The organism is Flavobacterium gelatinilyticum, from assembly GCF_027111295.1.
In the GTDB taxonomy this organism is placed as follows: Bacteria; Bacteroidota; Bacteroidia; order Flavobacteriales; family Flavobacteriaceae; genus Flavobacterium; species Flavobacterium gelatinilyticum.
In genome coordinates, this window is sequence record NZ_CP114287.1 from 5,397,969 (window position 1) to 5,422,741 (window position 24,773).

Sequence of the window (24,773 nt, forward strand, 5' to 3'; positions counted from 1 at the left end):
ACTTTTTTAATGCAGTTGAGAGTACTTTTGCGCCAAAGTTATTTATAATTAGTCTAATTAAAGATATGTCAACTCATAAATTTTTATTTTTTATTTTATTTTTCTTCTTTTCGTTCTTGTCATTTGCCCAGCAAAATCAAGGTTTTACCGTAAGTGGTCGCGTAATTGAGAAATCCGGTCAAACGGTTCCGTACGCAACTGTGATTATCGAAAAAACAGATCTAAGCATGATTTCCGATGAAAACGGAAACTTTACTTTTAAAAATGTAAAACCCGGAAAATATACTTTGAAAATTTCGGCTATTGGATTTGCTGCCGTGAAAAAGCACATAGAACTTTCGCCTAATAACAGCAGTGTTAACCTTTCTATAAAATTAGAGAGTGAGTTAAACGAATTAGAGAACGTATCCGTAATAGGGCGTTCGGCAGTTGATAAGGTCAATAAGCAAGCTTATAACGTAACAGCTGTCGATGCAAAAAAACTGCATAACTCCACTTTGGATCTGGCACATGCCTTAGATAGAGTATCTGGCGTACGTTTTCGTGAAGCAGGAGGAGTAGGATCCCGATCAGAATTATCGATTAACGGTTTTTCCGGAAATCAAATTAAAATTTTTATTGACGGTGTGCCGATGGATAATTTTGGCTCGTCTTTTCAAATCAACAATATTCCAATTAACCTGGCTGAGCGTGTAGAGGTTTATAAAGGTGTTGTGCCCATTTGGCTCGGTGGAGATGCTTTAGGAGGGGCTGTCAATATTGTAACAAACAACAAACCTCGTACATATGTGGATGCTTCGTATTCATTTGGATCATTCAACACGTTCAAGACTGCTGTAAACGCAGGCTATACGGCAAAAAGTGGTTTTACCGCAGAGATTAATGCATTTCAAAATTATTCGGATAATAATTACTGGGTAAATGTTGAAGCTCAAAATTTAGAAAATAATCAATATTATAAAAAAACACGAGTAAGAAGATTTCATGATAATTACCATAATGAAACTGTAATCTTTAATATTGGAATTACGGGTAAAAAATATGCCGATAAATTAATGGTTGGTTTTACAGCCGGACAAAATAAAGCTGATATTCAAACCGGAGCCAGAATGGTTGCAGTATTTGGCGATAGGTATAGACGCGGGAATACTTTGATGCCTGCTTTAAAATACCAGGTAAAAGATTTGTTTACAAAAGGGCTGAATGTAGATGTAACGGGAAATTTTAATTTTGGTTATGAACAAACTGTAGATACTGTAAATAGACGATACAATTGGTTTGGACAATATACACAAAGACCAGGTCTGGGTGCAGAAGCTGAGAGATCCCTGTATAAATTTAAAAACAACAATGGAATAGCTACTTTCAATGCGACTTATGCTATAGGAGAACGTCATTCTTTGTTAGTAAACAATACATTTAGCACATTTGACCGTAAAGGAAGTGATGAACTTTATCCTGAATCCATAACGTATCAGCAGCCTCAAAAGCTGCAAAAAAATATTTTGGCGGCTGCCTATAAATTTGACTACAATCAAAAATGGAGCACCTCATTATTTTTAAAGAATTATGATTTAAGTACAACTCTCACCAGAAGTTATAATCCTTCTGGAAACTGGGGAGATGTTGCCTATGTGGAGCTAAATGATAAATCATCTCATTTAGGCTATGGAGGAGCAAGCAGCTTTTATTTAAAGCAAAATTTACAGCTAAAAGCTTCTTATGAAAAAACGTATAGATTACCTACATCGGATGAAATTTTTGGTGATCCCAATGTTAATTTACAGGGTAATAATGATTTAAAACCAGAATCGAGTAATAATATTAATTTAGGTTTTAGCTGGCAGACTAGTTTTAATAACGTTAATGCTTTAACACTTGATGTAAATGGTATCTACCGTAATAGTACTGATTTTATTCGTACTGAATTTAATAATAATCAGAACAAAACTGTAACCGTTAACCAGGGAGGTGTAAGGACAAAAGGTATTGATGGAGAGATTCGATACTCTTACAAAAAAAGATTTACTTCCGGTATTAATATGACGTATCAGGATATACGTAATATGACCAAATATGAGCTGGCACAAAATTTTGTTTCCTATTACTATAAGGACAGAATGCCCAATATTCCTTATTTGTTTGGTAATCTTGATGGAACAGTTTTTTTTAACGATGTATTTAAAAAAGGAAATAATTTATCTGCAGGCTATAATCTTCTTTATGTGCATTCTTATTATTTGTATTGGCCAAGCAGCGGAACATCGAATGGGAAACATGATATCCCTGTACAGTTTAAGCATGATTTAAACTTGGTTTACACGATGGCAAACGGAAAATACAATATCGCCTTAGAGTGTCAAAATTTATTGGATAACGAACTTGTGGATAATTTTTCACTTCAAAAACCTAGTCGTGCTTTTTATCTAAAATTTAGATATTTCTTTAACAAATCGAATAAATAATTTTAATATAAACTTTAATACTTATGAAAACAATTAGCAAATTACCTTTACTATTAGCTGCGTTTGCTTTCACTTTTACTTCATGTGAGAGTAACGACGAGCAAAATGAAGAAGTTAGTGGAGGTACATCAAAAACAAAATATATAGTTACAGTTACTACAGGTGCGCAAGGTGTAGCTGATTATCTATTAACAACTAGTGATATTTCAACAGGATCAATAACAACACAAGGAAACGGATTAGAACAAGACGGTACTTATCGTTATTATTTAGCAACGCAAAACAAATTTTTCAGTTTCCTTTACGGTCAGGGAAATCCGGGAGCTGTTACTACTTACGGCTTAACTGCTAATGGAGATTTAACCAAAACTTCTAATTTCCAGGCTGAGACAGTTCAGGTTTTTGCACCGGTTAACAAAGATATTTTAATGGTAAAAGTACCTAGAAGCGGCGCTTCTATTTCGTATATGTATAAAGTTGATGCAGAAAAATCAATACTTACAGGAACAGAACAACAAGATACAAGACTTTTAGTTGGAAATAAAAATCCGGATTTAGCAGAAAGAGCTCATTTTACCTGGGCAACTCAGGTGGGAGATAAAGTATTTATGCCTTATATGAAAATTAATGGTATTGCTCCGGATACTTTTGGATCAAGACATGCTGATAGTACTTGGGTAGCAGTATATAGTTATCCGGATCTAAAATTAGAAAAAATAATTAAAGATGACCGTACAAGTTACTTAGGAGCTTATTTTACTAATGGATTGTTTCAGGATGAAAAAGGAGATGCTTATGGATTTTCCGGAGCAATTGCGACAAGTAATGGTGTTGTAACTTCTAAAAAACCTTCGGCAGTTGTAAAAATTAATAAAGGAACTACAGAATTTGATCAGTCTTATTTCTTTAATGTTGAAGAAAAATCAGGCGGATATAAGATTTCTTCAACAAGTTATATCTCAAATGGTAAGTTCTTATTATTAATGTACGGAAACCCTGGAACTAATGCAGGAGCAGTTAAGTTAGCTGTCGCTGATGTGTACAACCAAACCTTTAAATGGGTTACCGGAATGCCGGCTGTGTTAACAAGTGCTACTACTCGTTATAATATTACAACAGAAGATGGAAATTCAGCTGTTCTTGGTGTAAATACTCCTGATGGAAACTGGATCTACGCTATCAATAGTACCTCTGCCGCAGCTACAAAAGGAATGAAAGTTGAAGGTGGTCAGATCACTGCCATCCAAAAATTAAAATACTAATATTTTTTAAGCCGTAAGTTCTTTTTTATGGAGGACTTACGGTCTTTTTATTTACCCTATTATCTGTCAAAATATGTTTTCTTCTTCAAAACCGAAACCCGCTAACAAGAAAAAAAGTAAAAAATCGCTTTTTAAGCGCATCATGGCCTGGCTGCATTTATGGCTTGGTTTAGCATCCGGAATTATTGTCGTTATTGTCAGCCTTACGGGCTGTATTTATGTTTTTGAGACTGAGATAAAAGATTTTATCGAAGACTGGCGTTTCGTAAAACCACAAGAACAGGCATTTTTACTGCCTTCGCAGCTGGTTGCAATTGCCGATAAGCAAATGAAAGACAAAAAAGCAACCAGTGTGACTTTTGGTGCCAAAGACGAAGCAGCGATTGTGGGGTATTTTGTAGAGAAAAAAGAAAGAGAAGAAAAAGGAGAAAATAAAAAAGGAGAAAGAAAAGATGCTGTAAAAATTGACAGTAAAAAAGAAAAATCAGGAGCTGGGCTTCAGGTAAAAGGGAAAGAAAAAGGTAAAGGCAAAGGAGAAAAACCGAAAGGCAGAAGAGGAGGAACTTTTATCAGCGTTTATATGAATCCGTATACGGGAGAAATATTAAATGTAAAAACTTTTTCAAGAGGAGAGTCACCGGATTTTTTCAGATGGATTTTAAACGGACATCGTGCTTTATGGCTTCCTTATGATATAGGACGCCCGATTGTTGGGGTTGCAGTTTTAATTTTTGTTGTGCTTTTAATTTCCGGAATTGTGCTTTGGTGGCCTACAAAATGGATCAAGTCAATTATAGATAAAAGCTTTAAAATTAAATGGGATGCCAGTTTTAAACGTGTCAATTATGATTTGCACAATGTACTGGGGTTTTATAGCTGTATTTTTCTGTTTTTTATTGCCGTAACCGGTTTGGTATGGAGTTTTGGCTGGTGGAGTAAATCTTTGTACTGGGTAACTTCGGGAGGAAAACCTTTGACAGAAAATCGTGAATCTCCAAAATCAGATACAACGAATATTAAGGAGTTTAATATTACCACTGTCGACAAAGTATTACTGAATATGAATAAAGAAAATCCTCAGGCAGCCGGAATCATGATTAGTATTCCGGGAAAACCCGAAGATCCAATTGGGGCTTTTGTTTATAAAAAGAGACGTACTTTTTATAATATGGACCGCTACAGTTTTGATCAGCAGACTTTAAAAGAAATTTCAATCAAAACTCCTTTTTCAGGAAAATATATCGAAGCCAATATACCGGACAAAATCCGAAGAATGAATTATGATATTCATGTAGGAAGCGTATTAGGGCTTCCGGGAAAAATTCTGGCCTTTCTTGCCAGTTTAATTTCTGCGAGTTTACCTATTACCGGTTTTATAATCTGGTGGGGAAAACAAAAGTTTGGTAAAAAATCACCTGCAGCAAAACCTAAAACTACAGGAAAAGCGGTGCCGCTTCCTAAAAAAAATACAGCAGTAACAGAATTGACTGCTTAAAAGAAAGATTAAAAGTTGGTTTTAATTCCTTTTTTTGTTTTTTTTTGATCAAAGGCAGAACTCGCATAAGTTCTGCCTTTTTATATTTAATTAAGCTGGTTCGCTTTCAGCCAGTCTTCCAGTTGTTTTGTCCAGAATTTGCTGGTATCTATTGTTCCCAGTCCAAAGCCGTGACCGCCTTTTTCATATAAATGTAATTCAGCAGGAACTCCGTTTTTCTTTAGTGCCAGATAATAATTAATGCTGTTTTCGGGTATAACGGCTCTATCATCTGTGGCATGTATTAAAAATGCGGGAGGTGTCTGCGCTGTAACTTTCTTTTCGTTTGAATACGAATTAATTAAATCCTGAGACGGATTATTTCCTAATAAATTAACCTGCGAACCTTTGTGTGTAGTCTGTTCTTCCATTGAAATTACAGGATATATAAGCAGCGAAAAATCAGGACGCGCACTTACTTTATACGCTGATTCATAGACTTTATCATCATAATGAGTTGATGCTGTCGAGGCCAAATGTCCGCCGGCAGAAAAACCCATAATACCAATTTTCTTCGGATCAATGTTCCATTTTGCAGCATTTTGCCTTACGTAGCGAATAGCTTCCTGTGCATCCTGCAGCGGACCAACATTTTTATTCTTCATGATTAAATCGTTAGGAAGACGGTATTTCAATACAAAAGCCGGAATTCCCAATGAATTAAACCATTCGGCAGCTTTTGTTCCTTCTTTATCAAATGCGAGATGCGTATAACCGCCACCCGGACAGATAATTACTGCGCTCTGATTTGGTTTTGTTTCTTTCGGGATAAAGATACTCAGAGTTGGAACCGATACCTGAGAGGTGCTTTGTAGTTTTCCGTTTTTTATATCTTCTTTTTCTTTATAATCAGGCGCTTTTATTTCGTCCGGAATTTTATTCCAAAGCGGTATTACCTGATTTTGTGCCTGAGCATAAAAAGAACCTGAAATTAGAAGAAAGCTCATGGCAAATCTTCTTAAATACTGTGTTTTGGCTTTTTTCAATTTGTTGTGATAATTAGTTGTTTTACAATTGTTTATTTAGAATTATTACAAAAAATGTAACTGATATTCTTCATGTTTTAAAAACAACAGAAATGTACTATAAATTCTGTTATTTCTTACGTGATTTTATCTCTAAAATAGGATAAAATCTGTAATATAGTATTTAACATATATATTGTCTAATGTGTAATTTTGATATTGTTTTTTTGTGCAATATATTTATTTAAATGGTTAAAATAATTTTTTATATAATTTATTTGGAATATAAGGATTAAAAACTATATTTGTGCAATCGATTACATTATTACGCTTTTAGGATTATAATTTATTGATTTTAATCTTTTTAAATATTTAAGATGATGTAATTAAAAATATAACTATCTAATAACCGTTACCATGAATCAACCAGATGCTGTTACAGCTAATCAAACCGTCAAAGCCGCAGGAAAATATCGTTGGAGTATATGTGCACTGCTTTTTTTTGCAACCACAATTAATTATTTAGACCGACAGGTTCTTTCGTTAACATGGAGTGATTTCATAGCACCTGAGTTTCACTGGACCAATAATGATTACGGTAATATTACAGCTTTATTTTCAATTTTTTACGCCGTTTCCTTATTATTTGCAGGACGATTTGTAGACTGGTTAGATACTAAAAAAGGCTTTCTTTGGGCAATCGGAATCTGGTCTCTAGGAGCTTGTTTACACGCATTTTGCGGTATTGCAACTTCAGGAATTATTACAGGCGAATGGTTTGTAGGATTTCATGGTTCAAAAGAAATAATTGCAACAATAAACGATACTGCACTTGTAATCAATGTGAGTGTGGCACTTTTCATCTTCGCACGTTTTGTTCTGGCAGTAGGAGAAGCAGGAAACTTTCCGGCAGCTATTAAAACTACAGCCGAATATTTTCCTAAAAAAGACCGTGCTTTTGCAACCAGTATTTTTAATGCAGGTGCAACAGTGGGCGCTTTAGCAGCACCAATTACAATTCCGTTTATTGCCAAATCATTTGGCTGGGAAATGGCCTTTATTATCATTGGAGCATTAGGATTTGTCTGGATGGGATTCTGGGTTTTTATGTATGACAAACCTGAAAAACATTCACGTGTATCTCCGGAAGAACTGGCTTATATTCAGCAGGATGATATTGCCGACAGTAAAATAACAGGTTATGTGCCTGAAACAACTTCAAAAGTATCTTTAATGGAGTGCTTTAAATACAAACAAACCTGGGCATTTGCATTTGGTAAATTTATGACAGACGGCGTTTGGTGGTTCTTCTTGTTCTGGACTCCGGCTTATTTAAGTTCTGTGTACGGAATGGATTCTACAGAAGCAGCTTTACCATTGTTTGTTTTGTATATGATTACTTTATTGTCCATTATTGGCGGCTGGCTTCCAACTTATTTTGTAGAAAAGAAAGGAATGAACCCATACGAAGGAAGAATGAGAGCCATGCTTATTTTTGCATTCTTCCCGTTATTAGCTTTAATAGCACAGCCTTTAGGATATATTAGTTACTGGGTTCCGGTTATTATTATCGGTATTGCAGGAGCAGCGCATCAGTCATGGTCGGCTAATATTTTTACTACAGTAGGCGATATGTTCCCGAAAAAAGCAATTGCAACGATTACCGGAATTGGAGGTTTAGCAGGCGGAATCGGGTCGACTTTAATCAACAAAGGATCAGGGGTTTTGTTTGATTACGCCAAAGAAACAGAAATGGCTTTTATGGGATTCAAAGGTATAGAGGCCGGATATTTTATTATTTTCTCGATTTGTGCCGTTTGTTACCTTACAGGATGGATCGTAATGAAAACATTGGTTCCAAAATACAGACCGATTACTAATTTGTAGATTTGTTCTAATTAGAAGATTTTTTTTAATTTGAATTATGCTTTTTAAATATAAAAATCTAATTTTGTGCAATCGATTACATTAAATATAAAATTATGACAAAATATAGTTCAAGATACGCGTCAAGCCCCGAAGCAGTTAAAAAATACGATACACAGCAGCTAAGAGAAGAATTTCTAATTGATGACCTTATGCAGCAAGATGAAGTAGTGCTGGTTTACTCGCATTACGATCGATATATTGCAGGTTCTGCAGTTCCGGTAAAAGCAGATTTAGCATTGGAAACTATCGATCCGCTTAAGGCTCCTTATTTCTTAGAACGAAGAGAGTTAGGAATTATCAATGTTGGAGGAAGCGGTTCTGTTGTCGTGGAAGGAACAACGTATGAGTTAGGTTTTAAAGATGCTTTGTACATAGGAAGCGGTAATAAAGAAGTGATCTTCAAAAGCGATGACAGCAATAATCCGGCTAAATTTTATCTGAATTCGGCTCCGGCACATACAAATTATCCAACTAAGAAAGTAAGTCTGGCTGAAGCTAATAAATTACAGTTGGGAACAATGGAAACGGCAAACCACCGTACAGTTAACCAAATGATTATTGGAAGTGTTGTTACAACCTGTCAGTTACAAATGGGAATGACAGAATTAAAACCGGGAAGTGTCTGGAATACAATGCCGGCTCACGTTCACGATCGTAGAATGGAAGTGTATTTCTATTTGGATATTCCACAAGATCAGGCAGTGTGCCACTTTATGGGACAGCCGCAGGAAACAAGACATATCTGGATGAACAATCATCAGGCTGTTATTTCGCCGCCTTGGTCTATTCACTCAGGTTCAGGAACCAGTAATTATACTTTTATCTGGGGAATGGCAGGTGAAAACTTAGATTATGGAGATATGGATGTTTGTAAAATCACTGATTTAAGATAATTAATAACAATTAAATAAAAAAAATATGTCAATTAACCTTTTTGATTTAACTGGAAAAATTGCGCTTGTTACTGGAGGAGTTCATGGTCTTGGAATGGCGATGGCAAAAGGACTTGGACATGCAGGAGCAAAAATTGTAATAAACGACCGCTCATCTAAAGAAACTGTTGATAACGCAGTTGCAGAATATAAATCGGTTGGGATTGATGCCTACGGATACATCTTTGATGTTACTGATGAAGCAGCTGTAATTGAAAATATAAATAAAATAGAAGCCGAAGTTGGTCCAATTGATATTTTAGTAAACAATGCCGGAATTATAAAACGTATTCCGATGATTGATATGGAGGTAGAAGATTTTGAGGCAGTTATAAAAGTCGACTTAATAAGTCCTTTTATTGTTTCAAAAGCGGTTGCCAAAGGAATGATTAAAAGAAGACAAGGTAAAATTATCAATATCTGCTCAATGATGAGTGAATTGGGAAGAGACTCTGTAAGTGCTTATGCTGCTGCAAAAGGAGGTTTGAAAATGCTGACTAAAAATATGGCAACAGAATGGGCAAAATACAATGTTCAGACTAACGGAATTGGTCCGGGGTATTTTGCAACCAGCCAGACTGCTCCAATTCGTGTAGACGGACATCCTTTTAATGAATTTATTATCAGCAGAACACCTGCCGCAAGATGGGGTGATCCGGAAGATTTAGCCGGAGCTGCTATATTCTTATCTTCAAAAGCCAGTGATTTTGTTAACGGACATATTTTATATGTTGACGGCGGTATCCTTGCTACTATTGGAAAACCTTCAAACGAAGAATAATTTTCAAATTTTAAAGACATGAGCACAACTTTTATACACGATAATTTTTTATTAGAAAATAAATATGCTGAGGAGTTATATCACAATTACTCTAAAAACCAGCCTATCATTGATTACCATAATCACTTAAATCCGCAGTTTATCGCCGAAGATAAAATCTTTGACAACATTACTCAGGTTTGGATTAACGGTGATCACTACAAATGGCGTGCAATGCGTACTTTGGGAATCAACGAGCAGTTTATAACCGGAAATGGCTCAGATAAAGATAAATTCTTAAGCTGGGGAAAAACAGTTCCGTACACAATGCGTAATCCTTTGTATCACTGGACACACTTAGAATTAGCCCGTTATTTTGATATTTATGATTTACTGAATGAAAAGTCGGCTGAGAAAATTTATTTAGAAACATCGGAGAAAATCAATTCTCAGGCGTACAGCACGCAAAATCTTCTTAAAAAAGTAAACGCTGAATTGGTTTGTACTACAGAAGATCCAATTGATTCGTTGGAATTTCATCAAAAATTCGCCAATAACTCGGTTGGAATCAAAATGAGTACAGCATTCAGACCTGATAAAGCCATCTTAATTGCTAACGATGGTTATAATGCATATCTGGACACATTAGGGGATGTGTCCGGAGTTGCAATTAATACGTATGCTGATTTACAGTCTGCTTTAAGAAAAAGAATCGAATTCTTTAATGCAAACGGATGTAAATTAAGTGATCACGGATTAAATCAAATTGATTTTGAAAACTTTACAGAAAGCGAAATCAATGCTATTTTCAAAAAGAAAAGAGAAAACGGCGAATTATCTCCGGAAGAAGTTTTAAAATTCCACAGCGCTATTTTGGTTTTCTTATCAGAAACATACCATGAGTTTGGATGGGTGCAGCAATTTCACTTAGGTGCACTGCGTAATAATAATGCTCGTATGCACAGAATTTTAGGTCCGGATACAGGATGGGATTCTATTGGAGATTATCCTCAGGCTCAAAAATTGTCTGCTTTCTTAAATGCTTTAGACAGTAAAGATAAATTGACTAAAACAATCATTTACAACTTAAATCCTGCTGATAACGAAGTTATGGCAACAATGATTGGAAACTTCAACGATGGAAGTGTTCGCGGAAAAGTACAATTCGGTTCAGGATGGTGGTTCTTAGATCAGAAAGACGGAATGACAAAACAATTAAACGCCTTGTCTAACATGGGCTTAATCAGCTGTTTTGTTGGAATGTTAACAGATTCAAGAAGTTTCTTATCTTTCCCAAGACACGAATATTTCAGACGTATTTTATGTAATCTGCTTGGAGACGAAATCAAAAGAGGAGAGCTTCCTAATGATATGGAGTGGATTGGAAAATTAGTTTCTGATATTTCATACAACAACGCTAAAGAATATTTCAAATTTTAATTTTTTGAACCATTAAGAGATTAAGATTGTTAAGTTTTTTTGTCTTTGTGTTTAAGTTAGAAACTAAAAGATAATTAAGTGATTAGGCGTAATAAGCTTAATTTTTAAAAGTAAGGAAAACATACAGTTAAGCTTAATTATCTTAAGCTCTTAATGGTAAAAATAAAAATACCTTAATGGTAAAATATAAAAAGATAGTATGAGTAGAGTAGTTGCATTTGGAGAAATCATGCTTCGTCTTTCGACAGAGAGACACCTGCGTTTTTCGCAATCGACAGCATTTGGTGCCACTTACGGCGGCGGAGAATTCAATGTTTGTGTTTCTCTTGCGAATTATGGTGTAAATGCTGAGTTTGTTACAAGATTACCTCAAAACGAGATTGGTTTATCGGCTTTGAAAGAAATGCGAAAAATGAATGTCGAATCTAAAAACATTGTTTACGGAGGAGAACGTTTAGGGATTTACTTTCTGGAAACCGGAGCCGGAACACGCGGCAGTAATGTGGTGTATGATCGTGCACATAGTGCTATGGCAACTATCGAAAAAGGATTAATCGATTGGGAAAAAGTTCTGGAAGGAGCCGAATGGTTTCACTGGAGCGGGATTACACCGGCAATTTCTCAAAGTGCAGCAGAAGCTTGTTTAGAAGCCATTAAAACAGCTCATAAACTGGGAATAAAAATCTCATGCGACTTAAACTACAGATCGAAACTTTGGCAGTATGGCAAAACGCCAAGCGAAGTAATGCCGGAAATGCTGCAATACAGCAATGTAATTTTAGGAGATATTGATACAGCTTATTTCATGCTGGGAATCCCGAAAGTAAATCCGAATTATCAGGACGAAAAAACGCTTCCGGCTTTATATGAAAAACTATACGAGCTGATTCCGAATTTAAAAATTGCAGCTACAACACTTCGTTATTCTGTCAGCGCCTCGCACCAAAGAATTGGCGGTGTATTATTTGACGGAAAAGCACTGTATCAGGCAGCTGTAAAAGAGGTTACTCCGGTTGTAGACAGAGTAGGAAGCGGTGATGCCTTTATGGGCGGCTTAATTTACGGATTGTTAGAATATCAAAATAATAACCAGAGAGCCTTGGATTTTGCTGTAGCAGCCTGTTGTTTAAAACATACCATTGCGGGCGATTACAATCTGGTTACTTTAAAAGAAGTTGAAAATATGATTGATGGTGATGGTTCTGCATTGGTGTCAAGATAATTAATTAAAAATATGGCAAAATATTCAAGAATAGAAGTAGCACAGACAATGAAGGATAACGGGATGGTTCCGTTGTTTTTTCACTCTGATATTGAATTAAGTAAAAAAGTTTTAAAGGCATGTTACGACGGAGGTTCCAGATTAATGGAGTTTACAAGCCGTGGTGATTTTGCTCACGAAGTTTTTGGAGCTTTAAACAAATATGCTCTGGCAGAACTGCCGGGAATGATTTTAGGTGTTGGTTCTGTTACAGATGTGGCATCGGCTTCATTGTATATGAGTTTAGGCGCAAATTTTATTGTAACGCCTGTTTTTAGAGAAGATATTGCAATTGCCTGTAACCGCAGAAAAGTATTGTGGTCTCCTGGCTGCGGTACTTTATCAGAAATCGCAAGAGCAGAAGAATTAGGCTGTGAAATTGTAAAATTATTCCCTGCAGATACGTACGGTCCGGAATTTATAAAAGCCATAAAAGGACCTTGCCCGTGGACAAATATTATGCCTACAGGCGGTGTTTACCCAACAGAGGAAAGTTTAAGTTCATGGCTGAATGCCGGAGCAACCTGTGTAGGTTTAGGGTCGCAGCTAATTTCAAAAGACATTTTAGATAATAAAGATTTCGACGGACTTACTGCTAAAGTCAGCAAAGTACTTGACATTATAAAAAATATTAGAAAATAAATAAGGAGTAATCATGCCAATCCTTATTTAGATGCGTTTTTTTTAGATTTTAGAGATTGTAATTGAGCATTACGCCTGCGGAGCAGATTTTGTCACTCCTCACAGCAGGATTTGTTCTAATACAGGTGTAATGTTTCATTTACAATTTATCCGGATTAATAAAAGATAATAAGGAAAGAAGTGGTTATTAATAACACTTTTAAAGAAGAAATAATGGAAAAAATAAACAGATCAAATTCAGAGTTTTCAAATAAACTTCCTATCAAGATTGTACAATTTGGAGAAGGTAACTTCTTAAGGGCTTTTGTTGAATATGCTATTCAGAAATTAAATCAAAAAGCAGATTTTAACGCCGGAATTGCCGTTGTTCAGCCTATCGACAAAGGTTTGGTTAACATGATCAATGCACAGGACGGATTGTATACCTTATTTATGAAAGGGGTAAAAAAAGGAGAAGAAATTCAGGAAAAAGAATTGATTACCAATATTGTAAAAGCAGTTGATCCTTACGCTTCTTTCCAGGAATATTTAGCTTTGGCTAAAGAGGAAGAATTGGCTTTTATTATTTCAAATACAACTGAAGCAGGTATAGAATACATTGCATCAGATCTTCCAACAATGCAGCCTCCGGTTTCATTTCCTGCAAAATTAACTGTACTTTTGCATGAAAGATTTAAGCATTTTAAAGGTGCTGAAGACAAAGCATTGACTATTATTCCTTGCGAATTAATCAATTATAATTCAGATACTTTAAAAGAAGTTATTTTGAAATATTGTGTAGACTGGAAATTAGAGCAGGAATTCGTTTCATGGGTATTAAACAGCTGTTCTTTTCATAATACATTGGTTGACAGAATCGTTCCGGGTTATCCAAAAGATCAGATTGAAGAATACAACAGCCAGTTGTCATACAAAGACGATTTGATTGTAAGTGCCGAAACTTTCTTTTTATGGGTAATTGAAGGTGATAATGAATTGAAAGCAAAACTTCCGTTTGATAAAACAGATTTGGACGTGAAAATTGTTGAAGATATGCAGCCATATCGTACTCGTAAAGTTAGAATTTTGAACGGAGCGCATACAGCAATGGTTCCTTTTTCATTACTTTACGGAAATGAAACAGTAAAAGAAACAGTTGATAATCCTTTTACGGGAGAATTTATTAATAAAGCTGTTTTTGAAGAGATTAATGAAACATTAAACATGGATAAAGAGGAACTGGCAAGTTTCTCTGAAGAAATTCTGGACCGTTTTAGAAATCCGTTTATTAAGCATTTATTATCATCAATTGCTTTAAATTCGATTTCTAAATTTAAAGTTCGTGTACTGCCAAGTTTAACAGGATATGTAGATATTCATAAAAAACTTCCGGTTCATTTAACGTTTGCTTTTGCAGCTTTAATACGTTTTTATAAAGGAACATGGAACGGACAAGCTTTACCGGTAAATGACAGTGAAGATATTGTAACGTTTTTTGATGGTCTTTGGAAATCAGATGACTATGAAAAAATCGCAAGACTTACTTTGCAGAATAAAAGTTTCTGGGATGAAGATTTAAGTGAAATTCCTTCTTTAACAAAAGCAATTACAATTGCTTTGGAAGAAATTGACTCAAATGGAATCGAAGCTGGTTTTGCTAAGTTTCAGGAGAGAATAAAATAGAAAAAAAATAAAAAAAACAAAAGGACAAGGGTTAGTTATGGCAACGCAGAAAAAATTAATAAAAGTACACCCAACAGATAACGTAGCGGTGGCTTTGGTAAACCTTACAGCAGGCGAGGTAATTGATTTTGAGGGAGAATCGGTTACAGTTGAGTCTGATGTAAATATGAAACATAAGATTGCAATGGTTCCTTTTAATGTAGGAGACAGAATCATTATGTACGGTGTTTTAGTTGGAAAAGCAAGTGCCAGAATCGAAAGAGGAGGGCTGCTTTCTACAACAAATGTAAAACACGAAAGTGATAAAGTTACAGGTAAAACTGAATCAATTGGCTGGAATGCTCCGAACATTGACAAATGGAAAGACAGAACCTGGCAGGGCTATCACAGAGAAGACGGACAGGTTGGTACCGAAAACGTATGGCTTTTCTTCCCGCTTGTATTTTGTGAAAACAGAAACATCGAAATCTTAAAAGATATTTTTGAGAAAGAATTGATGAAACCTAAAGAAAACGATTACCAGTTATTGCTTCGTTCTTTGGTTAAATCAGAAACAGGTGGAGCAGGAAATGAAGCGGCTTCAAATGATGCGAATTTATTCAATAATATTCAGGTAAAATTCATCACACACCAGGGTGGCTGCGGTGGTATTCGTCAGGATTCTCATAGTCTGGCTAAATTACTGGCTGGTTATGTTAACAATCCAAACGTTGCCGGAGCGACTGTTTTGAGTTTAGGATGTCAGAATCTTCAAATTTCAATTTTTAAAGATGCTTTAGATGCTATTAATCCAAACAGCAAAAAGCCTGTTTTGATTTACGATCAGCAGTCTATCGGAACTATTGAAACGATGTTGAATAGTGTTGTAAAAGACACTTTTGAGGCGATTAAAAAAGCAAACGAAATCAAGAGAGAGCCGGCTCCGTTATCTAAGTTAAGAATTGGTTTAGAGTGCGGAGGATCTGACGGATTCTCTGGTATTTCTGCAAACCCTACTTTAGGTGTTACTTCAGATTTATTAGCTGCTTTAGGCGGTACTACAATCCTTTCTGAGTTCCCTGAATTATGCGGTGTTGAGCAGGAATTAGTAAACCGCTGCGTTGAAGACGAAAGCGGAAAACGTTTCTTGGATTTAATGCAATGGTATGAGAAAACAGTTGTTGATGCAGGTTCAGGATTCGATATGAATCCGTCTCCGGGTAACATCAAAGACGGATTGATTACAGATGCTATGAAATCTGCGGGAGCAGCTAAAAAAGGTGGAACTTCGCCAATTACAGGAGTTTTTGATTACGGAGAATATATCAGCAAACCGGGATTAACTTTACTTTGTACGCCAGGAAACGACGTAGAATGTACAACAGCAATGGTAGGTTCAGGAGCAAATATGGTATTATTTACAACAGGTTTAGGAACACCAACAGGTAACCCGATTGCACCGGTTGTAAAAATTTCATCAAACACGCAGTTAGCAAACAAAATGTCTGATATTATCGATATTGACACGGGAGGAATTATTACCGGAGAAAAATCTATCGATGAAATGGCAGATGAAATGTTAGAATTCATTATTGATGTAGCAAGCGGTACTATTAAAACCAAAGCGGCACTTTTAAATCAAAATGACTTTATTCCTTGGAAAAGAGGAGTTTCTCTTTAATAAGTTGAAAAAACACATATATGAAAGACGCACAACGGTGCGTCTTTTTTTTTAACCGTATAAGTGATATAAGTTTATTAAAGAGTTTGATTTTGTGTAATAAAAATCATAATTGGTGAAAAGAGATATGAGTAGAGACGCACCGCAGTGCGTCTTTTTTTAACCATATAAGTGATATAAGTTCATTAAAGAGTTTGATTTCGTGTAATAAAAATCATAAGTGGTGAAAAGAGATGTGAGTAGAGACGCACCGCAGTGCGTCTTTTTTTAAACCATATAAGTGATATAAGTTTATTAAAGAGTTTGATTTTGTGTAATAAAAATCATGAATGGTGAAAAGAGATATGATTAGAGACGCACAACGATGCGTCTTTTTTTTATGTAACCGTATAAGTGATATAAGTTTATTAAAGAGTTTGATTTTGTGTAATAAAAATCATAAGTTATGAAAAGTGATATGAGTAGAGACGTACTGCAGTGCGTCTTTTTTTAACAATAGAACGAAATATGATTCATCTAATGTTTTGTTTTTAGGGATAAAAAAATCCTCATAATGAATTATTATGAGGATTAGTAAAGAAAAACTTAAATTATCTTATATTGCTTATATGGTTTAAATCTTTACGTTAAAAAGTGTTTCTCGACGATGATTTACGAATGTGTAATTCCGGTGCGAGAACGACCTTTTTTTCGATTTTAATCGTATCGGTTTTATCTACCTGTTCAAGAAAAACGCGTGCCGACATTTTTCCCATTTCTAGCGGTGACTGATCTACAGAAGTAATGGATAATTCCATGAACTTCGTAAAAGGTTCGTTACTAAATCCCGCCACGCAAAACTCTTCCGGGATACTGATGTTTCTTTCTTTTAACTGCTGAATGGCTCCCAATGCAGCAAAATCACTGGATGAAAATATCGCGTCTGGCGGTGTTTCAAGCTGTAGTAATTTATCAACAGCTTCTTTTCCGGCTTCTACACTACTTTTTGTGTGAATTACATATTCTTCTTTAAATTCAATTCCGTGGTCTAAAAGAGCCTGTTTATAGCCCAGAAACCTGTTTTTAAAGATTTCAAAAGATAAATCTCCGGAGAAATGTGCAATATGGCGGCAGCCTTCATTAATCAAATGCTTGGTGGTTAAATATCCTCCTCTAAAGTCATTGATAGTTACAGAACTTACGCCGTCAATATGTTTACTTCGGTCAAAAAAGATCAGTGGTACATTCTTTCTTAAAACATTCTGAAAAGCTTCGTTGTTTTCGTCAGTTACATCGGTTACAGACATGATAATTCCATCGACCTGGGCATCAATTAAAGTGTATAGATTTTCGTTTTCTCTTTTTTTACTTTCGTGAGTCTGACAGATAATTACTTGAAAACCGTGCGGGTGAAGCTCTTCTTCAATTCCTCTGATTACAGAAGCAAAAAAATTGCTGTCAATACGAGGTACAATTACTCCAATATTATTACTTCGGCCGCTTTTTAATGCTAAAGCAAGTTTGTTTTGCTTGTAGTTCATTGAGGCTGCGGTTTTAATAACCAATTCGCGAGTACTTTCTTTAATCTTCGGATTGTTATTCAACGCTCTGGAAACAGTAGCTGCAGTGATATTTAGTTTTTCGGCAATATCATAAATGGTTACTTTTTCGCTCATTAAAAACGGTTTTACAAGTTAAATTCTTTGACAAAAATACATTTTTTTTATATAATCTAATATTTAATGTTATCGATTACCATTATTAAAAACTATAACGTTTTCTATTTTACAATGATAATAAATTATAATATTTTTTGCATTAAATGTAATTATATTTCTTAATAAAAATTAAAAATACAATTTTTTTCTAAATAAATTTGGTGCATTACAACATATTTTCTATTTTCGTGTAATCGATTACATAATTGCTGTGTTTTCGCCTTGTCAAACTAGAAATTCCATTCAAATGATTCCAGGTAAGGTTATAAGGTTCAGATTAGTTGTTTTCTTAAGTGTATTAGTTATTTTGACTATATCATGCTCAAAGAAAATTAAGGCTGATGCTCAATCAGATCCCTGGAAAAATATGGAAATGATCATAAAAACACTTCCACAGACTAATTTCAAGGATAATACTTATAATATAAATGATTTTGGAGCGGTTGCAGATGCCAAAACTTTAAACACTGCAGCTTTTGAAAAAGCAATAAAAACCTGTTCTGAAAACGGTGGCGGGAAAGTTGTTGTTCCAAATGGAAAATACCTGACAGGAGCTATTCATTTAGAAAACAATGTGAATCTTCATTTAGAAGATAATGCCGAAATTCTTTTCAGTTTAAATCCAAAAGATTATCCAATTGTTCATACTTCATGGGAAGGAACAGAACTGATGAATTATTCACCACTTATTTACGCCAAAAACAAAAAAAATGTTGCCATAACCGGAAAAGGTACTTTAAACGGTCAGGCCGACAGTACTAACTGGTGGATTTGGTGTGGTGCTAAAATGTACGGCTGGACAAAAGGAACTCCTTCTCAGAATGATCCGCAGAATCGTGAAGTTTTAGTTGATATGGCCGAAAAAGGTGTTCCGGTGAGCGAAAGAATTTTTGGAGACGGAAGATATTTACGTCCCAATTTTATTGAGTTTTTTGAATGCAATACTGTTTTGGTAAAAGATATTACGGTGATAAATGCTCCGTTTTGGATTCTGCATCCCATCAAAACCAATAATATGATTATTGACGGAGTTACAGTAAACAGCCACGGACCTAATAATGATGGCTGTGATCCAGAATATTCTCAAAACATTATCATTAAAAACTGCACCTTCAATACTGGTGATGATTGTATTGCTATTAAATCCGGACGTGACGGAGACGGAAGACGAGTAGCAATTCCGAGTAAAAACATTATTGTTCAGAACTGTAAAATGATCGACGGTCACGGCGGTGTTGTTATTGGGAGCGAAATATCGGCCGGAGTAAACAATGTTTTTGTTGAAAATTGTGTCATGGACAGTCCAAATCTGGATCGCGCCATCAGAATCAAAACCAATTCAAAAAGAGGCGGTGTGATTGAAAATGTCTATGTACGAAATCTTGAAGTGGGAACGGTAAAAGAATGTGTGCTGAAATTAAATATGTTTTACAATGTATATGGTTCGCAGACCGGAAACTTCATTCCCACAATTCGAAACATCAATCTCGAAAATATTAACGTCAAAAACGGCGGAAAATACAGTGTTTGGGCAGAAGGCTATAAAGAATCTCCTGTAGAAAATATAACGCTTAAAAATGTAAAAATCACAAAAGTAGACTCGGTTTACTTATTGAAAAACGTAAAGAATATCAATTTTATAAACACCTATGTAAATGGAAAAAAAGTAGAATAATTAAAAACAGTAACTATCAATTTAACAAACCACACAAAGCCACATGAGAATTAAACAACCATTAAAAGGAAACAAAAAATACAGTCTTGTATTTTTCCTGTTTCTCAATTTCCTTCTCAGCCACACCATAAAAGCTCAGTCGACTATGGTAGAAGGAAAAATTACAGACGCGTCGGGATTATCACTGCCAGGTGTTAATGTCCAGGAAAAAGGAACTAAAAACGGAACTTCGACAGATTTTGAAGGAAGTTTTAAAATGAATGTAACCAATAGCAAAGCAGTTTTAATAATCAGCTATTTAGGATTTCAGACTCAAGAAGTCAGCATTGAAGGAAAATCTAAAATCAACGTAAGCCTTGCCGAACAATCAAACTCATTAAATGAAGTTGTAGTTGTAGGATACGGGTCTGTTAAAAAAACAGATTTAACAGGTTCTGTAAGTACGATAAGCGCGGCTACCATTACAGAAAGAAATACAATAAGTCCGCTTGAAGCCATTCAGGGAAGCACACCGGGGGTTCAGATTTCATCAGCCACAGGTCGTGCCGGAGACGGATTTAAAGTAGTGATCAGAGGGAATAATTCCTTAATAGCCGATTCGAGCAATCCAAGTGCAGTGGGGTCTACACCATTGTATATTGTAGACGGTGTGCCTATGGACGGAATAGATTTCCTGAATCCGCAGGATATTGCGAGAATGGATGTTTTAAAAGATGCTTCGTCTGCAGCGATTTATGGTTCGAGAGGATCAAACGGGGTTGTAATTGTTACCACTAAAAGCGGTACAAGTGTAAAACCCGGAATTAATGTAAGTTTCGATACTTCGTACGGAACCAAGACAGCAGCGAGATTACCAAAAATGATGTCAGGAGCAGAATGGTGGAAGTTCCATCAGGTAGCGTATATGAGTGCGACTCCTCAAACTCAGACTCCGGCTCAGTTAGCGGCTCTGGCAGGAAATCAAAGCCCATTATTAGTGGAGCGTGCCAATAACGGCTATAACTTCGACTGGTATGATGCGGTACTTAAAACAGGAATGACTGAAAATAATTATCTGAATATTTCCGGTCGTGCAGAGTCAGGCTTAAGCTATAACTTGGCTTTTGGTATTCAGGGCGATAAAGGTCTTATTGACAATGATTCGACAGATAAATATTCATTTAAACTGGGATTGAATCATAAAATCAATGATAAATTTTCTACCGGAGTAAATATTACCATTGCCAGATTAGTCAACCAGTTGGGAAGTGATTTAGCCATGCAGGATGCCTTCAGGTTAAGCCCTCTTATGTCTCCGTATGCTGTAGATGCAGAGGGAAATGAGCAGGTTGGAAATTTATTTTTCCTTCCGGGAAAACTAACATATCCTGATGGTTCATGGGCAATCAATAAAACCAGTACGGTCAATCCTTTAATGGAAATTGCTAATTCATCACAAATTCAAAAAACATGGCAGACCGTTGGTAACGCCTATTTACAGTATCAGCCTTTAAAATGGCTTTCGTTAAAGACAACGTTCTCTACCGGAATTACAAACGGCACCGATTCGGCATCTTATACAGCACAGACAAATGCAGGTGTAACATTAAACGGAAAAAATTCGGCAACTCTTAAAAGTAACAACAATTTCAATTACACATGGGATAACCAGGCTGATTTGAAACACAGTTTGGAGGGAGGACATGATTTTAGTTTGTTGTTATTGCAGAGTTTGTATTCCAATACAGATGAAACTTCCTATATGTATTCTAATAATCAGCCTTTTGATGTTGGAACAGATAATATGGGATCAGGAGCACAGTCGAGTTATGTAATTCGTTCCTTCTTTTCAAAATACACTTTAAGCTCTTATGCCGTTCGTTTGAATTATGCATTTAAAGATAAATACCTTGTTACAGCTTCTTCAAGATGGGACGGTTCTTCTGTACTAGCAGAAGGAGATCAATGGCAGAGTTTCCCTTCCTTAGCTTTAGGATGGAAACTGAGTAAGGAATCTTTTCTTGCAAACAGTTCTGTTGTATCAGATTTAAAACTACGTGCCAGTATTGGGTATACAGGAAACAACAACGTCGCGCCTTATAATTCTCAGGCACTCTTAAATCAGCAGACATTTTACGCAAACGGATCGATTCCGGTGATAGGATGGCAGACTGAGAATCTGGCTAATCCATATTTAACTTGGGAAAAAACCAGAGAATATAATTTAGGTGTTGATTTTGGATTTTTACGAAACAGAATTACAGGAACTGTAGATGTTTACGACAGATTATCAGACGACTTAATTTACAAACAGCAACTGCCTGCCGAATCCGGATGGAAAAATACATTTGCAAACGTAGGATCTGTTAGTAATAAAGGGGTAGAGGTTTTATTAACTACCAAAAATATTAAAAGCGAAAAAGTAAATTGGGAAACCACCTTTACTTTTACGAAAAACGTAAACAAATTAGAGTCAATTTACAATCAGGATAAAGTAAGTGATATTGGAAACAAACTAATTCTTGGTGCACCATTAAACCCAAATTACAACTATGTGTATGACGGCGTATGGCAGGAAAGTCAGGCGGCCGAAGCAGCAACATACAATATGAAACCGGGTCAGGCTAAGCCAAAAGACTTAAATGGTGATGGTGTTTTTAATCAGGATGACAGAACCGTAATAGGAAATCCAAATCCGGAATGGCAGGGAAGTTTCTATTCAAAACTAACTGTAGGCCAGTTTGATTTTAATTTCTCTGTAATTACAAGTCAGGGACAAACCGTATTGAGTACTTTTCACCAAAACTTTGCCGATGTAAGCGACAGAGGGCGCCAGAAATTAGCAATGGATTATTTTATCCCGACAAACGGAGCCGGAATCGATGCTAATGCAAATTACACAAACCCAAGACCGGGACCTGTAGCAACAGGTGCAGGAGCATACTGGACTTCTTTATTTGGCTATTACAGAGACGTTTCGTACGTAAAAATTAAAAATATATCTTTAGGTTACACATTTGATTCTGAATTATTGAAAAGATTAAAAATCAATAATTTAAGGCTGTATGTAAATGTATTGGATCCATTTGTATTTACAGATTTTGACGGATATGATCCGGAATGGGCTGCTTCTCCTTTTGGAGTAAACCGTCCGGCATCTGTAACTACACAATTAGGATTAAGTGTTAAATTTTAATAAAGATATCAAATGAAAAAATTCATTATAATGTTAGGAATACTGGCTGTCTCTGCAACTTCATGCAGTGATTTTATCGAAGAAGACAGCCGTTCTTATGTACCCGCAGATGCGACTTATAAAACCGCAAGCGGGTATCAGCTGCTTATAAATTCTAATTACGCATGGCTTAAAAGCATTTACGGTGGCAATCCGTGGTTGTTTGAAGCCGGAACAGATATGTACGCAGAAGGAAGATCTCCGGAACCGGCAGGTTTAAGCCAGTACACGCTTTTAATTCCGTCATCAGACAACGTTGCTGATTTGTATACGCCATGTTATCAGTTAATTCAGTCGGTAAACAAAGCCGTATATTATGCAACAGTAACAGAACAGACGGCTAATTTAAATACTCTTGTAGGCGAAGCCAGATTTTTAAGAGCTCAGGCTTACTTTTTACTGGTGCAGACGTATGGAGGCGTTCCGGTTGTAAATGAACATGTAACCACTCCGGTTTTATTTTTTACAAGAAATACTGCTGAGGAAGTGTACACGCAGATCATAGGAGATTTGGATTTTGCTTTAGCAAATGTTGGAACTTCGACTTACAGCACAACCGGAAAGGTAAACAAAAGAGCCGTAAATGATTTACTGGCAAAAGTATATCTGACAAGAGGATATGAAACTTTTGGCAAAGCCGATGATTTTGCAAAAGCAGCCGCTTACGCAGATGCCGCAATTGCAGGTCAGGGATTAAATATAGCTTTCGATCAGTTGTTTAAACCAGGAAATGATCTAAATGCCGAAACTATATTTTCTGTGCAATACGATAAAAATTCAACCAGTACTGACCCGACAAAATTGGGGAATAATCAGTTTTACTATTTCAGTTCGTATTTAGGAGGAGCCGAAACGGGAGCACCATTAAGAAGCTACAATTTATGCCCGACAGATTACGCTTTAGGTTTATATGAGCAGGGAGATAAAAGATGGGACGCTACTTTTATGACCGAAATTCTGGAAGGACCGGAAACGACAAATGGAGTTACAAAAACAATTTTGTATTATCCGTATTACAGAAGTACAAATCCGGCTTCTTTAAAAGTGAGACATTTTTATGAACCAAAATGGTTTACGCCGGCAGACAGAATTGCGTGGGAAACGACGAATGCTTCGAGAAAAGCGGCAACATTTGTTTACCACCCTTGGGGCGAATATTCTGCTGCGCATACTTTGATCAAAAACTTAGATTGTTATACCATTCCGGTTAAGAAGTTTGACGATCCGGACCCAACAACGCCATCAAGTACAGGACCTGTAAGTACAAGAGATATTATTGTGGCGCGATTAGGAGAAACCTATTTAATTGCTGCCGAAGCATATTTAAAAGCAGGACAGGCATCTACAGGTTTAACTCGTTTAAATGAAGTAAGAAGAAGAGCCGGAGTGGCAAATGCAACAGCCGGAGAGTTCAACATCGATTATATTCTGGACGAAAGAGGACGAGAATTATTAGGTGAATATAAAAGATGGTTTGACCTAAAACGTACCGGAACATTAGTTGAAAGAGCTTCGGCACATAATTATAGAATTAAAGAATCAAATTTTGTTGGTGTAGATGGTAAACTTAAAATTTTAAGACCTATCCCTCAGACAGTATTGGATTTAAACCAAAATAAAGATTTTCCTCAAAATCCCGGTTATTAGTAATTTGATTAAGTTTTGAGACTATTGT

The 24,773-nt window shown here is 35.9% G+C and carries 16 protein-coding genes; 14 read left to right on the top strand and 2 right to left on the bottom strand.

From position 1 onward, the window contains the following. Window positions 1-65 precede the first annotated feature (65 nt). The 3 genes from OZP11_RS23360 (at window position 66) to OZP11_RS23370 (ending at window position 5,222) form a co-directional block, all read left to right on the top strand. A complete protein-coding gene (locus OZP11_RS23360) occupies window positions 66-2,465 on the top strand; it encodes a TonB-dependent receptor (protein WP_281232890.1) in 2,400 nt (799 codons plus the stop codon). Window positions 2,466-2,488: 23 nt separating this feature from the next. Beyond that, window positions 2,489-3,727 (top strand): DUF4374 domain-containing protein, encoded by a 1,239-nt coding sequence (locus OZP11_RS23365; RefSeq protein ID WP_281232891.1) that lies wholly within the window; start codon window positions 2,489-2,491, stop codon window positions 3,725-3,727. A gap of 73 nt (window positions 3,728-3,800) precedes the next feature. Beyond that, a complete protein-coding gene (locus tag OZP11_RS23370) occupies window positions 3,801-5,222 on the top strand; it encodes a PepSY-associated TM helix domain-containing protein (RefSeq protein WP_281232892.1) in 1,422 nt (473 codons plus the stop codon). Window positions 5,223-5,308: 86 nt separating this feature from the next. Here the strand turns inward: OZP11_RS23370 and OZP11_RS23375 are convergent, their stop codons facing one another. Further along, entirely contained in the window at window positions 5,309-6,208 is a 900-nt protein-coding gene (locus tag OZP11_RS23375) for an alpha/beta hydrolase (RefSeq protein ID WP_281232893.1), read from the bottom strand. 435 nt (window positions 6,209-6,643) lie between these two features. On the opposite strand from OZP11_RS23375, the gene OZP11_RS23380 reads away from it, so the two are divergent. The 8 genes from OZP11_RS23380 to OZP11_RS23415 all read left to right on the top strand — a co-directional run bounded on the left by OZP11_RS23380 (window position 6,644) and on the right by OZP11_RS23415 (window position 16,512). Continuing rightward, window positions 6,644-8,113, top strand: a complete 1,470-nt coding sequence (locus OZP11_RS23380; RefSeq protein ID WP_281232894.1) for an MFS transporter — start codon at window positions 6,644-6,646, stop codon at window positions 8,111-8,113. 95 nt (window positions 8,114-8,208) lie between these two features. Next, window positions 8,209-9,048 (top strand): 5-dehydro-4-deoxy-D-glucuronate isomerase, encoded by an 840-nt coding sequence (gene kduI / locus OZP11_RS23385; protein ID WP_281232895.1) that lies wholly within the window; start codon window positions 8,209-8,211, stop codon window positions 9,046-9,048. Window positions 9,049-9,073: 25 nt separating this feature from the next. Next, complete coding sequence (locus tag OZP11_RS23390; protein WP_281232896.1) at window positions 9,074-9,868, top strand: gluconate 5-dehydrogenase; 795 nt, start codon at window positions 9,074-9,076, stop codon at window positions 9,866-9,868. An 18-nt stretch (window positions 9,869-9,886) separates the two neighbouring features. Continuing rightward, window positions 9,887-11,287 carry a glucuronate isomerase gene (gene uxaC / locus OZP11_RS23395; RefSeq protein ID WP_281232897.1) on the top strand — a complete coding sequence of 467 codons (1,401 nt, stop codon included), beginning with the start codon at window positions 9,887-9,889 and terminating at the stop codon, window positions 11,285-11,287. Window positions 11,288-11,486: 199 nt separating this feature from the next. Beyond that, entirely contained in the window at window positions 11,487-12,509 is a 1,023-nt protein-coding gene (locus tag OZP11_RS23400) for a sugar kinase (RefSeq protein ID WP_281232898.1), read from the top strand. Between the two features lie 12 nt (window positions 12,510-12,521). After that, complete coding sequence (locus tag OZP11_RS23405; RefSeq protein ID WP_281232899.1) at window positions 12,522-13,190, top strand: bifunctional 4-hydroxy-2-oxoglutarate aldolase/2-dehydro-3-deoxy-phosphogluconate aldolase; 669 nt, start codon at window positions 12,522-12,524, stop codon at window positions 13,188-13,190. 213 nt (window positions 13,191-13,403) lie between these two features. Further along, window positions 13,404-14,852 carry a tagaturonate reductase gene (locus tag OZP11_RS23410; protein WP_281232900.1) on the top strand — a complete coding sequence of 483 codons (1,449 nt, stop codon included), beginning with the start codon at window positions 13,404-13,406 and terminating at the stop codon, window positions 14,850-14,852. A gap of 37 nt (window positions 14,853-14,889) precedes the next feature. Then, entirely contained in the window at window positions 14,890-16,512 is a 1,623-nt protein-coding gene (locus tag OZP11_RS23415) for a UxaA family hydrolase (protein ID WP_281232901.1), read from the top strand. A 626-nt stretch (window positions 16,513-17,138) separates the two neighbouring features. On the opposite strand, the gene OZP11_RS23420 is transcribed toward OZP11_RS23415, so the two are convergent. Further along, window positions 17,139-18,167, bottom strand: a complete 1,029-nt coding sequence (locus tag OZP11_RS23420; protein ID WP_281232902.1) for a LacI family DNA-binding transcriptional regulator — start codon at window positions 18,165-18,167, stop codon at window positions 17,139-17,141. 289 nt (window positions 18,168-18,456) lie between these two features. Between OZP11_RS23420 and OZP11_RS23425 the strand changes: the two genes are divergently transcribed. The 3 genes from OZP11_RS23425 to OZP11_RS23435 are packed head-to-tail and all read left to right on the top strand — an operon-like array spanning window position 18,457 to window position 24,745. Then, a complete protein-coding gene (locus OZP11_RS23425; RefSeq protein ID WP_281232903.1) occupies window positions 18,457-19,884 on the top strand; it encodes a glycoside hydrolase family 28 protein in 1,428 nt (475 codons plus the stop codon). A 43-nt stretch (window positions 19,885-19,927) separates the two neighbouring features. Further along, window positions 19,928-23,059: a SusC/RagA family TonB-linked outer membrane protein gene (locus OZP11_RS23430; protein ID WP_281232904.1), complete on the top strand. Its 3,132-nt coding sequence runs from the start codon at window positions 19,928-19,930 to the stop codon at window positions 23,057-23,059. Window positions 23,060-23,071: 12 nt separating this feature from the next. Next, on the top strand, window positions 23,072-24,745 hold the full coding sequence (locus OZP11_RS23435) for a RagB/SusD family nutrient uptake outer membrane protein (RefSeq protein WP_281232905.1): 1,674 nt from the start codon (window positions 23,072-23,074) through the stop codon (window positions 24,743-24,745). Window positions 24,746-24,773: the final 28 nt, after the last annotated feature.

What these genes read in the sequence shown, in the direction of transcription:
- OZP11_RS23360 (WP_281232890.1), top strand. Translation starts at nt 66, where the DNA reads ATGTCAACTCATAAATTTTTATTTTTTATTTTATTTTTCTTCTTTTCG.
- OZP11_RS23365 (WP_281232891.1), top strand. Translation starts at nt 2,489, where the DNA reads ATGAAAACAATTAGCAAATTACCTTTACTATTAGCTGCGTTTGCTTTC.
- OZP11_RS23370 (WP_281232892.1), top strand. Translation starts at nt 3,801, where the DNA reads ATGTTTTCTTCTTCAAAACCGAAACCCGCTAACAAGAAAAAAAGTAAA.
- OZP11_RS23375 (WP_281232893.1), bottom strand. Translation starts at nt 6,208, where the DNA reads ATGAGCTTTCTTCTAATTTCAGGTTCTTTTTATGCTCAGGCACAAAAT.
- OZP11_RS23380 (WP_281232894.1), top strand. Translation starts at nt 6,644, where the DNA reads ATGAATCAACCAGATGCTGTTACAGCTAATCAAACCGTCAAAGCCGCA.
- kduI (WP_281232895.1), top strand. Translation starts at nt 8,209, where the DNA reads ATGACAAAATATAGTTCAAGATACGCGTCAAGCCCCGAAGCAGTTAAA.
- OZP11_RS23390 (WP_281232896.1), top strand. Translation starts at nt 9,074, where the DNA reads ATGTCAATTAACCTTTTTGATTTAACTGGAAAAATTGCGCTTGTTACT.
- uxaC (WP_281232897.1), top strand. Translation starts at nt 9,887, where the DNA reads ATGAGCACAACTTTTATACACGATAATTTTTTATTAGAAAATAAATAT.
- OZP11_RS23400 (WP_281232898.1), top strand. Translation starts at nt 11,487, where the DNA reads ATGAGTAGAGTAGTTGCATTTGGAGAAATCATGCTTCGTCTTTCGACA.
- OZP11_RS23405 (WP_281232899.1), top strand. Translation starts at nt 12,522, where the DNA reads ATGGCAAAATATTCAAGAATAGAAGTAGCACAGACAATGAAGGATAAC.
- OZP11_RS23410 (WP_281232900.1), top strand. Translation starts at nt 13,404, where the DNA reads ATGGAAAAAATAAACAGATCAAATTCAGAGTTTTCAAATAAACTTCCT.
- OZP11_RS23415 (WP_281232901.1), top strand. Translation starts at nt 14,890, where the DNA reads ATGGCAACGCAGAAAAAATTAATAAAAGTACACCCAACAGATAACGTA.
- OZP11_RS23420 (WP_281232902.1), bottom strand. Translation starts at nt 18,167, where the DNA reads ATGAGCGAAAAAGTAACCATTTATGATATTGCCGAAAAACTAAATATC.
- OZP11_RS23425 (WP_281232903.1), top strand. Translation starts at nt 18,457, where the DNA reads ATGATTCCAGGTAAGGTTATAAGGTTCAGATTAGTTGTTTTCTTAAGT.
- OZP11_RS23430 (WP_281232904.1), top strand. Translation starts at nt 19,928, where the DNA reads ATGAGAATTAAACAACCATTAAAAGGAAACAAAAAATACAGTCTTGTA.
- OZP11_RS23435 (WP_281232905.1), top strand. Translation starts at nt 23,072, where the DNA reads ATGAAAAAATTCATTATAATGTTAGGAATACTGGCTGTCTCTGCAACT.